Here is a 12,869-nt window from a genome sequence, read left to right as displayed (position 1 = left end):
TATCATGACAGACAATGCATAAATTATCAAATTCCACCACGGAAACCGTTGCAGTTATTCTGGCTGCAGGAATGGGAACCCGTATGAAATCTTCAAAACCAAAGGCAATGCACCCCATTGCAGGGCTTCCAATGATACGTTTATTATTAAATCAGGTCGAAAAGGTTTTTGATCGAATTATTGTGGTTTTCGGTCCGCATATGGAGACTCTTGCCGATCTTGTAAAACCGCATCAGGTTGTAATCCAGAAGCACAGATTGGGAACCGCCCATGCCGCATTGCAGGCAGAGGCCTATTTTGGAAAGGGTATTGTCACTGTTCTAAATGCTGACAATCCCCTGATACGGGAAAATACATTACAGCGACTTATTGATGAGAAAAAAAAACCAAAAACTGATTTGGTTTTATTAGCTATGGAATGTAATGATCCCAAGGCTTATGGACGTGTGATTGAAAATAATGGTCATGTAATAAAGATTGTGGAAACACTTGATGCCTCTGACGCGGAAAAAAAAATAAAATTGTGCAATTCTGGGGTAATATGTGCGGACGCACTGTATTTTTCCAAATGGCTGAAAGAAATTGAAAATCATAATGCAAAAAAAGAATATTATATTATAGATATTGTTTCTTTAGCAGTTAGGGAACATAAGGTGGTAAAGGCTCTAAGGGCTTCAGAAACGGAACTTACAGGGATCAATTCGCAATCTGAATTGGCTTTTGCTGAATCCATAATTCAAAAAAGATTGAGAAAACAGGCGATGGATAACGGGGTGACAATGATTTCACCGGAAACTGTTTTTATGTCTTATGATACCAAGATTGAAAATGATGTAATTCTTCATCCCAATATTGTTTTTGGCAAAAATGTGGTCATTCGTTCAGGGGTTGAAATCAAATCATTTAGTCATCTTGAAGGCTGCGAAATTAAACAAAATGCCATAATTGGTCCATATGCTCGTATCAGACCTGATACGGTGGTGGGTCAGGATGCGCATGTCGGTAATTTTGTGGAATTGAAAGCTACAGCTTTAGGTGACGGGGTGAAAGCAAATCATCTTTCCTATCTTGGTGACTGCATTGTTGGTAAAAAGACAAATATTGGTGCAGGAACGATAACCTGTAATTATGATGGGTCGAGAAAACATAAGACGGTCATTGGAGATGAGGTATTTGTCGGTTCTGATGCCATTCTTGTTGCTCCTGTAGAAATTGGTAATAAAAGTTTAATTGCGGCAGGAAGCGTGATAACGGATGATGTTCCTGATAATGCCAAAGCATTTGGTAGGGCCAGGCAGGTAAATAAAAATAGCAAGGTTACATTAAAAAACTGATATTAAAGGGAAGTTTATGTGTGGGATTGTTGGAATACTAGGAAACCAATCTGTTACTCCTCTGATTATGGAAGCTTTGCGTCGTCTGGAATATCGGGGATATGATTCTGCAGGGATTGCAATATTGGATCATGGCCTGTTAAATCGTCGTAGAGCTCCTGGAAAACTTGATAATTTATCGAAATTACTTTTGTCTTCCCCAATAAGCGGCAATCTGGGCATTGGTCATACAAGATGGGCAACACATGGAGCCCCCACGGAAAACAACGCGCATCCTCACATGACGGATCGTGTGGCTGTTGTTCATAATGGAATTATTGAAAATCATGTTGCATTAAGAAAAGAATTGACAGAGCTAGGACAAGTGTTCAAAAGTGAAACGGATAGTGAAACAATTGTGCAGCTTGTCGATTATTATCTGAAACAGGGATGTGCACCCCAAGAAGCTGCCTTCAAGGCTTTGAAAAGGCTTGAGGGAGCTTATGCCATTGCGATGATTTTTTCCTGTGATGATAATCTTATAATCGGGGCTAGACATGGTGCCCCACTGGTTGTCGGATATGGTGATCATGAAATGTTTGTGGGGTCTGACAGTCTGGCAATCGCACCTCTTACCACAAAAGTTGCCTATATGCCGGATGGCGTATGGACTGTTTTGACACGAGAAGGTGCTGAATTTTTTGATATGGAAGGTGGAAAAGTTGAATGTCCAATTCAAAAAACGGCGTTGATGTCAGGGGTTGTCGGTAAAAATGGTTACCGTCATTATATGGAGAAAGAACTTCATGAGCATCCAATTGTCATAGGGCAGACTTTAAGGCGGTTTGTCGATCCATCATCCCATAAAATAATATTGCCTCATATGCCATTCGATTTATCAACGTTGAAAAGGGGTATAATTACGGCATGTGGATCAGCATTTTATGCTGGTCTTATTGGACGTTATTGGTTGGAGGAATATGCCAGGTTGCCCATTGATATAGATGTTGCAAGTGAAATTCGCTATCGCAATCCTCCTGTTGAAAGTCAAGGGATGGGATTGGTCATATCGCAATCAGGAGAAACGGCCGATACCTTGGCAGCCTTGAGAAATTTAAAAAATGAACATCAAAAAATAGTTTCTATTTTAAATAATGAATTCAGTACTATAGCCAGAGAAAGTGATGTTGTTCTCGGTACGGATGCTGGTGTGGAAATTGCTGTCGCCTCTACAAAAGCGTTTACAGCCCAATTGACAGTATTATCATGTCTTACCCTTGTTATTGCTCGTGAGAAAAATAAGATTACCCTTGAAAATAAAAAAGTATGTTTGACTGCATTGATGGATCTCCCCAGTCGTGTTGCTGAAGTTTTGCAAATGAAAGATAAAATTCAGGAAATTGCCCATAAAATTGCTGATGCTCAAAGTGTGATTTATCTGGGAAGAGGGATAATGTATCCTGTTGCAATGGAGGGTGCGTTGAAACTGAAAGAAATCTCGTATATTCATGCTGATGCCTATGCCGCAGGTGAAATGAAACATGGCCCGATTGCTCTGATTGATCAAACGGTTCCAGTCATTGCGGTTGTGCCTTCCGGTTTTTTATTTGAAAAAACACTTTCAAATTTACAGGAAGCAAAAGCAAGGGGTGGACATATTATTGCTTTCACTGATGCAAAGGGTGCAGAGGCATTGTCAACCATTGCAGAACAGATTATTGTTTTGCCTACAGTTCATGCTTTTGTAGCGCCAATCCTTTATACGGTACCTGTTCAGATGCTTGCTTATGAAGCTGCCATTTTAAAAGGCACAGATGTTGATCAACCCAGAAATCTTGCAAAATCCGTAACTGTTGAATAATTAAGATCAATAACAGATAGATTAAGTTATATGTTCCTTAAATTATTAAATATCATTTATTTTGGGAGCATATAAATACATATTTCTATACAAAATCACTGCGTAATCGTAACTGATATATTTTTCATATTTTCCAATTTTCCTACGAGGGAGAGTTAAATAATATTTTTGAATTTTTTTTTCATCCGATTTATAAAGCGTTAATCATACTCAATCATAAAAAAGTAAAGCTTTAATGATAAATAATCAAATTTTAGATAAAATGCCCAAATGGCGTTCAAGTGATACAGTTTGGATGTTGAGTCTTTATGGAACGGCGATCGGTGCAGGAGTCCTTTTTTTACCGATTAACGCTGCGGCTGGTGGATTAATTCCTTTACTTTTATTGACTATTCTTGCCTTTCCAATGACATTTTATGCACATCAGGCTTTATGTAGGTTTGTATTGTCGGGATCCGAAAATGATTATGGTGATATTACCGTTGTCGTTGAAGAAAAATTTGGAAAAAAAATTGGGTATTTAATCACATTATTTTATTTTTTTGCAATATTTCCTATTTTATTGGTTTATGGTGTAAGTCTTGTTAATACTGTTCAAAGTTTCATGCAACATCAACTTGGATTGACACCACCGCCCAGAGCGTTGACTTCGTTTTTTTTAATCAGTTTTTTGATAATGATCGTTCAGTGTGGTGAAAATCTGATAGTCAAAATAATGTCGACCCTGGTCTATCCATTTGTTGCAATTTTAATATTGATTTCTTTATTTCTTATTCCGCATTGGAACCTGAGTCTTTTCAGGGATATAAGTTTATCTGGAGCATCACGGGAGGGAGGCAATGGAATGTTTCTAACATTATGGCTGACGATACCTGTTGCGGTTTTTGCATTTAATCACTCACCGATTATTTCTTCCCTAGCTGTTACCAAAAGCAAAGAGTATGGTCGATGGGTTGAACCAAAATGTTCACAGATTATCAAATACAGTAATTTGATGATGGTAGTTACAGTATTATTTTTTGTATTTAGTTGTGCTTTATGTCTGAGCCCAGCCAATTTAATTGAAGCGAAAAAGGCAAATATCACCATTCTTTCCTATTTGGCTAACCACTTCCATACCCCTTTTTTAAAATTTATAGCGCCAATCGTTGCTTTTGTAGCAATTTGCAAATCCTTTCTTGGCCATTATCTTGGGGCGAAGGAAGGATTTAATGGGGTTTTGGAAAAATCATTATATCATTTTTTTGGGAAAAACATTTCCCGTAAAACTTTGGATCGATGTGCGTTATTTTTTGTATATGTAGTTACATGGTTTGTTTCAAGCAATAATCCCAGTATTTTAGGTATTATTGAATCCATTGGTGGACCAGTTCTTGCTGTTATTTTATTTATTCTTCCTATGGTTGCCATTCACAAATTACCTGAATTGGCAAAATTTAAAGGAAAATCAAGCAATATTTTTATAACCATAATGGGATGTATAGCTATATCAGCCGTTATTTACCAATTTTTTATTTGAACGGATTTCATCAAAGCGATCTATTATAAAATGCTGATTATAAAAAATTTATCTGCCAATTTTTCTTAAGGGTTGACCTTCCATTAAATTTTCTTCGATTTGCTCCAGACTAATATTTGACGTTTCAGGTACAAATGCGAAAATGAAAACGATAAATATCAGATTTAGGCAGGCATATAACAAAATGGTATGTGAAGCACCGAATGTATTGATCAATGTCAAGAAAGTGAATCCCACCCAAAAATTTGCCAACCAATTTACCACTGTTGAAACAGCAATACCAAAATCACGTCCTTGCAAAGGTTGTATTTCGGAACATATCGTCCAGATTAAAGGCCCTGCAGACATGGCAAAACCGATAATAAACATTAGTAGCATTGTAACACAGCAATATTGAAGATAAGAATTTGTTTGGATATTATTATCTAAAAGAAAACTGACAGACCCCAATCCAATCGCCATCATCGTAAAACCGATATACAATATTGGTTTTCGACCCGATTTATCACATATTCCGATGGCAAGAAAGGTTGCGAAAACATTTACCAGACCAACTAAGGCTGTAAACCATAACCGTGCATGACCGTGATATCCCATATTGGCAAATATGCGAGGGGCATAATACATAATAACGTTCATACCTGTAAATTGCTGTATAATCTGTAAACAAATACCCAATAGAACAGAACGTTTGAAATTCGAGTTATAGAGAAATAAATAAAATCCTTTTTGGGAATTTTCCAGTTGCATTTCAATATTTTTAATTTCTCTCTTTATTAGGGTATTATCATTATTTCTAATAGAGGATAAAACATTATAGGCTTCTTTTCTTCGACGATGCATTAATAACCATCGTGGACTATTTGGTAAGATTAGAAGACCCAGTAAAAATATGGTTGCGGGAACGGCCAAAATTCCCAGCATCCATCGCCATGCTCCATAATATCCGAATATAGTGTCGGAAATGAATGCCATGAATATTCCTACCGTTATCATTAATTGATAGGTTGATATCATTGCACCCCTTTTTTCTTCCGGTGCAATTTCAGCCAGATACAATGGGGCAGTCATACTGGCGATACCGATTGCAAATCCTAGAACAAATCGCCACATGATGAGGTCAGAAACACTGTTGGATAAGGAACAACCTATCGAAGCGGCGATAAAAAAGGTTGCACTTACGATCAAACAGCGATTTCGTCCAAATTTGGCTGAGGCCCAACCGCATATTAAAGCACCAAAAGCGGCTCCAAACATCATGATACTAACTATTTTTTCAATATCATGGTCATTTGCTGAAAATTCAATTTTAATAAAATCATTTGCGCCAGCCATAACACCAATATCCAGGCCAAATAAAAGTCCGGCCAATGAAGCAAATAGATCAATTATAAAAAGGTTGTTAGGAGAAAAAAAATTCGTTTTGTTTTTTTTTAAGGAAAGATCCGAGGGTTTCATTTTTCCTCCCGAAAAATTTATTTGTTCTTTTTTATTTAAAAACTTGTTTGACAATCATCACAATTCACATAAATGTGAATGTGATTCATTTAATACATCAATACAACAAAACCTATTATGCCTAATGCACAACAATAATATCCAAATGGTGTTAGAGCCCATTTCTCATTATTTTTGAAATATTTCATAAGAAATGCTGTACTTAGAAGTGCTGTAATACATCCGATGATTGTCGCAATACCCATATGTAAAATATTGTCAAAAGGAATTTGCTGTTTGTAGATTTTCCAGCTTTGATGAGCAGAAGCCGCCAAAATTACCGGAAGAGCCATTAGAAAGGAAAATCTTGCAGAATTTTCATGAGATAAATTTCGAAGCAATCCAGACACAATGGTTGACCCCGAACGTGATATCCCTGGAAAGAAAGCCAGACATTGAAATAATCCAATAAATAAAGCATCTTTTACTTTTAAGTCAGCTATTGCAATCGTTTTGTCTACCGATATATTTTTTCTGAGTTTATCAACTATAAAAAGCATTATTCCGTTACATACCAAGAAAATTGACACTATATCGGGTGTCGAAAAAAGGTTTCTGATCAATTTTTCAAAAAAGGCACCGATGAATATTGCGGGTAAGGTGGCAACAATAAGAAGAGAAAAAATATAAAAACTTTGACGTTGTATTTCTTTTCCATCCTTACCTAATGCACCCTTGAAAAGGGCACTCCAATCTTTCCAGAAAAATATTAGAAGAGCAAAAGCGGTGCCGAAATGAAGCATCACCATAAATGGCAAAAACGTTGGATCTTGAGCGTGAATTTGCCATCCTAGCAGAGCGGGAACTAAAACGGCATGACCAAGGCTGCTGACAGGAAAAAGTTCCGTTGCACCTTGTAGAATGGCAATAAAAATGGCCTGAAGAAAAGACATGAAGTAACCTTTTTTCGATATTATAAATCGTTTAATATATTTTATCAGGCATTTTAAAAAATTAAATCATATAGTTATTGATCAATACGTATTATTAGAAAATAATAATTCAGAGATTTAAGGGATCATGACAATTTCAAACATTGAAAATTAATAGTGTATTTTGACGTTTTATTTTATTTTTTAAAATTATATTATTTATTGATGTTAGGTTGGAATGATAAAGGGTAGATGTTAATGATTAAACAAAGAAATGTTAGTGCATATATGGCTAGCACTTTTGTTTTGATAATTGCTATCGGATTTTATGCATATTCTAGATTTATATTATTTGGAACCGGAGAGGATCGATATACTATTGAAGCTCAATTTTTTTCTTCCAATACGGTTAACCCTGGTGGAAAGGTTATTTTATCGGGTATTCCAGTTGGGGTTATAAAATCCATCAATCTTAATAAAAAGACATTCATGTCCGAAGTTAAAATGGATATTAACAAAAATATTCATTTGCCCACTGATAGTCAGTTTGTCATTTCATCAATTAGTATGACGGATGATGGCGTTATAATCATTAAACCAGGAAAAAACAGAGATTTTATCAAGGCTGGAAATAAAATCAGTAATACAATGCCTTATGTTAGTCTGGAACAGCAAATCAGTAATTATATTTTCGGAAGTATGAGTGTCGCATCACAATAATAATGAATTGAATATTATTACTTGCAATGCGACGAATTTTGAATTTATTTCTTGAGTTGATTCAATAAATCAAAATCTGTTCTTTCATATGTCAGAGGAGTGATTGAAATTGATTTATTATTGATGGCTTGTGTTTCCGTTCCTATTTTATCTTCCTTGATTGGTCTGTCAAAATTAAGCCAGAAATATTCGTTTTGTCGTAAATCTTTTCTTTTAACTGGAACAATATTCTCAATATATCCCAATCCTTGTGTCGTGTATTCTATTGTATTCACTTCATTATATTGGCAATCGGGAAAATTGATGTTGATACACCCATTTTTTAAATTCTTTTTATGTTCTAAAATTTGTTCTATAATTTTTGCACCGAAATACTCCGCTGTATTCCATTGAACAGGATACCCATCTCTGAAATTCTGACTAAGAGCAATTGAAGGTATTCCCAATAAGGCACCTGTCATTGCTGCGCCAACAGTACCTGAAAATATGGTTTCAATACCAAGATTGCTTCCCCGATTCACGCCAGATAAAACCAGATCAGGACGTTGGGGTAAAATTTCTTGAATCCCCATTACAACACAATCACCCGGTGTACCGGATATTGCAAAATGATTATTTGATTTTTCCATTATGCGTAAAGGGTGATGAATACTTATAGATTGAGCAGTCCCGCTTTGATCCCGCTCTGGAGCAATAACCCAGATTGTCTTGGCAATTTTCGATGCTATGTTTTCCAGAATTTTTAAGCCAGGTGCATCAATGCCATCATCATTTGTTAAAAGAACATTATTTAATAGTTGAAAATTCATTTTTAATCCGATTATTATCTATTCAATTTGAATGAAATATTAACGGTAAAGGGTAAATTATTTTATGGGTAAAAACCATACCCATAAAATGAATAGATCAAATTACAGTCTGACACCGACATTGAAAAGTGCAATCCATCCTTCTGGAGGAAGACCCGCCGTTGTGAGTGCGTGTGTAAGGGAGGCGTTCCAGAATATATTGCCTGAGGATTTGCGAATACCGAAACCTGCACCGGCAAGGTTGCCTCCTTTTTCTGTTTTTGGCATATCGCTGTATGTAAATACACCCCGTGTCATTCCGACATCGAGAATACCGTAGAGTTCGGTATTTTTTATCAGGGCGTTGCAGAAGAATTGATATCCGCCACAATCCATATTTTTTGTGGGAATGAACCATGAGAGGTCATTACGCATGTAAATTCCTGCATTTCCGATCATGGTTTGTTGCATAAAACCTCTGACCGTATAGGGTCCGCCAATTTGCATTTGCTCATTCGCATATTGGTTTTTAGTGCTATATTCCCCGTGGATGGAAGTATGCCACATAAAATTATCAACGATAGGTTGATATCCATCGATATCCAAACTTGGCTTTACATATTGCGTATGGGGATTATATCGACCTGAATTATCGATCCAGGACTTTCCTCCCATTGCCCCCCCCAAACCGATTTTCATTCCGACACTGACATACCATGTTCCACCCCAAAGATGCATTGACTCACTGGCATTAAGATTCAGGAATGAGAGTTTTGCACTTTGCGTGTTCATTTTGGAATGATTGAGATAACTGTCAAAGGATTTCAGCTCATAGGTAGCTTGTAATGTTGTAACACCGATGGAATTACGAGCGACAACTCTCGAGGCACCGATATGGAAATCTTTTTGGGTCGTATCGTATCGTCCTTGTCCCGGCCAGTTGAAATGTAGACGATAGAAATCGTCATAGCGATACCATCCTCCGAAGAATGTCCATGGTCCCAGAGGGATTGAGCCTTCAGCGGTAAAAAAGGAATTGTGTCCATCTCCCTGACGTGAATTGAGTGAATGATCATATTCTACAGTCCACATATCCAATAATCCGAAAAGGTCTTCGGCAGTAACCATGGTTCGTCCGATAGTTCTTCCCGAATAGCTTTGTCCATTATTGTCAACTGTCAGCTGACCATGAAGAATACCTGGATCATGGGCATTGATTTTAACCACTGATGTGCCCGGTTTTTGCCCAGGTGCAATTTTCATTGTGGCAGCCCAGTCAGGCAGACGGTTCATCTGATCCATTCCCTGTTCCAGATCCCGCAGGTTTAGAATTCCGCCCTTAACCCATGGAAAAGCCATGGTTTCATGGTTTTTTGCAGACACTCCCTCGAATTGGAAGTCTGAAATTTTTCCATCCACCACAACAATATGCAATTGACCTGACTTGAGATCTTGTTGAGGCAGATAGGCCCGAGTTGTTACAAATCCATGATCAATATAGGCCTTGTTGAGCTTGTTTAGGACAGTATTCATATCATCAAGTGACATGCATTTGTTTTGCCATGGTCTGGTGATATGTTTGACTGGCAGTTGTGAGAGGTTTTGTGTATTAACGACGATGATGGAATTGATATGCACACATGCCTTACCATGCAATGCAGGGGCCTGATCCTGGTTTACCTGTACATTGCTGGAGGGTGGAGGTAGGGTCTCCATTAAATGTTGTCGTTCTTTATGTTGCAGATATTGTTGATATTGATTAAGATTTTGTGCAAATCCCTGTATGTTTATAAAAAAAGTACAGGGAACGACGATTAAGAATAATCGTAGATATACAGTCTTAAAATTCATTTATCTTGTATCTGGACGGAATTACGGATTTTTCTTGTTAACCATCTCATCCATTGTTTTAAGAATGGAAGGAACATTATCAATATTAAAATTAATGGTTAATGTTGTTCCGTTGACGCGATGAATGACCAGATGGGCAAGTTTGTTTTTGGTCAATAGCTGTTGAAGGTCATTATCAATAGCTTTGGTTGCGATACATCCGTTTGTCGTACAGGCAGCCCAAGGCAATTCGACAGGTTTTGCACGATCGAAAGTTAAATTGGCTGGACTTTGTAAAGAGAATCCAAGGGGAACAACCACTGTAAATTGAAAGGGTACAGGTTTTGACAAATCGTTACTTTGCTTAACTTTTTCCAACAAAAGAGAGGCGATAGGGCTTTGGCTGTTGTTGGGCCCTTTGGTTAATAGGTTTTGTTGAGCGATACATCCCTGGGACACGGTTTTATTGTTCTGTTCCGTGGCGTTTGGATAGGCACAATGAATATCCCAGCTGCCTATTCTTTGATTTACGGTAATGGGGGAAATTGCAGAACTATTTTTACTATCAGATGCTTGTTTACTTGTTTTTTCTGCAGCGAATCCATGAGTGGAATTTAACAAAGCGATTGTAAGAGCGCTTAATAAAAGCAATTTTTTCATAAAAAACCCTAACCTTAAAATATTGACCGCTATTCCCACAATTACTTATGGAAAATTGGTTTAAATAAAAAATAATAAACACTGTGTTATATTAAAAAAATAAAATTTTCATGGTTATAAAATTATAATAATACTAAAACTTATCAACGGTTTTCGATTATATATAAAATTATTCTTTTTAAAATACATTTTTAATAATTTTAAATAAAAAATTATTGTTGCTTCGATCTAAATTATATATATCATATCAAGCTTTGATTAATTCTTAGAATTTATTTTTAAATATTTATTTTAGTATTCCTATTAGGTACCCTATGTTTAAAACTAAATATAATCCCTTTTATATTTCTCGGATTTTGCTAATAAAACGTCTAAAATACACGATTGTGACGGGATTATTCTTGGGAGGGAACCTTTTTTCAACCTTTCCGGTTTATGCCGGGCCCAGGCCCGCTTCTAATATAGTGGTTGATCCAACAGCCCCGGTAAATAAACGGCCATCTATTGATGTAACGAATAATGGAATTGATCAGATCAATATTGCACATCCCAATAATGCTGGTGTTTCACATAATCTTTTCAACCAGTATAACGTTAATGAATCGGGTCAGATTTTAAATAATTCCTCCACAATAACCAAGACAAAACTGGCTGGAAAAATCACGGGCAATCCCAACCTGAATGATAATCATAACGCTAATTTGATTATTAATGAAGTGACTGGCCGTTCTCCAACCAGATTGCTTGGATATACTGAAATCGCTGGTAAACAGGCTGCCCTGGTTATTGCCAATCCCAGTGGAATCACTTGTGCGGGGTGTGGATTTGTCAATACGACAAGAACCTCTTTTGCAACAGGTAAGACCCAGTTTGATCAGGAAGGCCACCTGCAGTCTATCAATATAAATGATGGAGAAGTGGCATTTGAAGGAAAAGGCGGGAATTTTGCCGAAGTTCCCGTTTTGGATATTATCAGCCGTAAAGTTAGGATTGAAGGACCTGTAAATGGTCAGGATATTAAAATCACCGCAGGACGCAACATTTATGATTATGTAAATGGAACTGCAACGGCGCAAGAACCAGATAACAGTCAAAGACCAGAATTTGCTATTGATACATCTGTGTTGGGCGGGATGACGGGCAATCATATTCAAATGATGGTTAACGAAAAGGGAGCCGGAGTCCGTGTAGATGGCCGTATGGCATCTACGGCTGGCGACATGCAGCTGACTGCTGATGGAAAATTGCTTATTAATGGTGAAATGTCAGCCCGCAACAATTTACATGCCAAAATTGATATTGTTGAAAATACAGGGACGATAGGGGCTGACAAACAGCTCTCTTTGCAGGCGAATTCCTTGACAAATTCTGGAAAGATTATTGCCAATGGAAATGATAGGAATCAACTTTCAATCCGAGATAATCTAACAAATTCCGGATCGATTCTAAGTCAGGCAGAATTACAATTGACTGCGCAAAACATCAATAATACCCAATCAGGTATGATTAACTCCCAACAAAATCTTTTCCTGTCCGGCCATGATGTAGTGAATAATGGGCAAATGAATGCTGTGAATGGATCTTTACAGGGAATTTTTCAGGGGAATGTAACTAATCATGGCACCCTTGTTTCCAACAATATGGTAAATCTTTCTACGGCTGGTCGTTTTGACAACAGTTCAGGCCAGATTGGCTCTCTGAGCAAAGGGAATGTAACGGTTCATGGCGGGGATATCAATAACCAGTCCGGCCTGATCCGTACGGGTCAGGGGAATGTGTCATTGACAGGCTCCTCACTTGACAATGGCA

Annotated in this window: 10 protein-coding genes; 5 read left to right on the top strand and 5 right to left on the bottom strand. The window is 37.2% G+C overall.

From position 1 onward, the window contains the following. The first annotated feature begins 14 nt into the window (after positions 1–14). The 3 genes from glmU (at position 15) to H3T44_RS03875 (ending at position 4,693) form a co-directional block, all read left to right on the top strand. Positions 15–1,334: a bifunctional UDP-N-acetylglucosamine diphosphorylase/glucosamine-1-phosphate N-acetyltransferase GlmU gene (gene glmU, locus H3T44_RS03885; protein ID WP_198196152.1), complete on the top strand. Its 1,320-nt coding sequence runs from the start codon at positions 15–17 to the stop codon at positions 1,332–1,334. 16 nt (positions 1,335–1,350) lie between these two features. Then, on the top strand, positions 1,351–3,174 hold the full coding sequence (gene glmS, locus H3T44_RS03880; protein WP_198196150.1) for a glutamine--fructose-6-phosphate transaminase (isomerizing): 1,824 nt from the start codon (positions 1,351–1,353) through the stop codon (positions 3,172–3,174). 235 nt (positions 3,175–3,409) lie between these two features. After that, positions 3,410–4,693 carry an aromatic amino acid transport family protein gene (locus H3T44_RS03875; protein WP_198196148.1) on the top strand — a complete coding sequence of 428 codons (1,284 nt, stop codon included), beginning with the start codon at positions 3,410–3,412 and terminating at the stop codon, positions 4,691–4,693. A 48-nt stretch (positions 4,694–4,741) separates the two neighbouring features. Here H3T44_RS03875 and H3T44_RS03870 read toward each other — a convergent pair whose 3' ends face one another. Both H3T44_RS03870 and H3T44_RS03865 read right to left on the bottom strand, forming a co-directional pair. Further along, on the bottom strand, positions 4,742–6,151 hold the full coding sequence (locus H3T44_RS03870) for a sugar porter family MFS transporter (RefSeq protein WP_198184969.1): 1,410 nt from the start codon (positions 6,149–6,151) through the stop codon (positions 4,742–4,744). Positions 6,152–6,240: 89 nt separating this feature from the next. Then, positions 6,241–7,083, bottom strand: coding sequence for an undecaprenyl-diphosphate phosphatase (locus H3T44_RS03865; RefSeq protein WP_155566763.1), 843 nt, complete (start codon positions 7,081–7,083; stop codon positions 6,241–6,243). Between the two features lie 237 nt (positions 7,084–7,320). Here H3T44_RS03865 and H3T44_RS03860 point away from each other — a divergent pair, with 237 nt between their 5' ends. Then, a complete protein-coding gene (locus H3T44_RS03860) occupies positions 7,321–7,782 on the top strand; it encodes an MlaD family protein (RefSeq protein ID WP_196424695.1) in 462 nt (153 codons plus the stop codon). Positions 7,783–7,826: 44 nt separating this feature from the next. Here H3T44_RS03860 and surE read toward each other — a convergent pair whose 3' ends face one another. The 3 genes from surE to H3T44_RS03845 form a co-directional block, all read right to left on the bottom strand. Next, positions 7,827–8,591 carry a 5'/3'-nucleotidase SurE gene (gene surE / locus H3T44_RS03855; protein WP_198196146.1) on the bottom strand — a complete coding sequence of 255 codons (765 nt, stop codon included), beginning with the start codon at positions 8,589–8,591 and terminating at the stop codon, positions 7,827–7,829. 102 nt (positions 8,592–8,693) lie between these two features. After that, complete coding sequence (locus H3T44_RS03850; protein ID WP_198196144.1) at positions 8,694–10,421, bottom strand: ShlB/FhaC/HecB family hemolysin secretion/activation protein; 1,728 nt, start codon at positions 10,419–10,421, stop codon at positions 8,694–8,696. 21 nt (positions 10,422–10,442) lie between these two features. Beyond that, complete coding sequence (locus H3T44_RS03845) at positions 10,443–11,060, bottom strand: invasion associated locus B family protein (RefSeq protein ID WP_110438987.1); 618 nt, start codon at positions 11,058–11,060, stop codon at positions 10,443–10,445. Between the two features lie 314 nt (positions 11,061–11,374). Here H3T44_RS03845 and H3T44_RS03840 point away from each other — a divergent pair. Continuing rightward, on the top strand, positions 11,375–12,869 hold a 1,495-nt coding region (locus H3T44_RS03840), incomplete at its 3' end, for a filamentous hemagglutinin N-terminal domain-containing protein (protein WP_198196142.1).

Origin of the sequence: Commensalibacter sp. M0355, assembly GCF_016101365.1 — a bacterium.
Lineage (GTDB): Bacteria > Pseudomonadota > Alphaproteobacteria > Acetobacterales > Acetobacteraceae > Commensalibacter > Commensalibacter melissae.
This window is presented reverse-complemented; position numbering and strand designations above follow the sequence as displayed.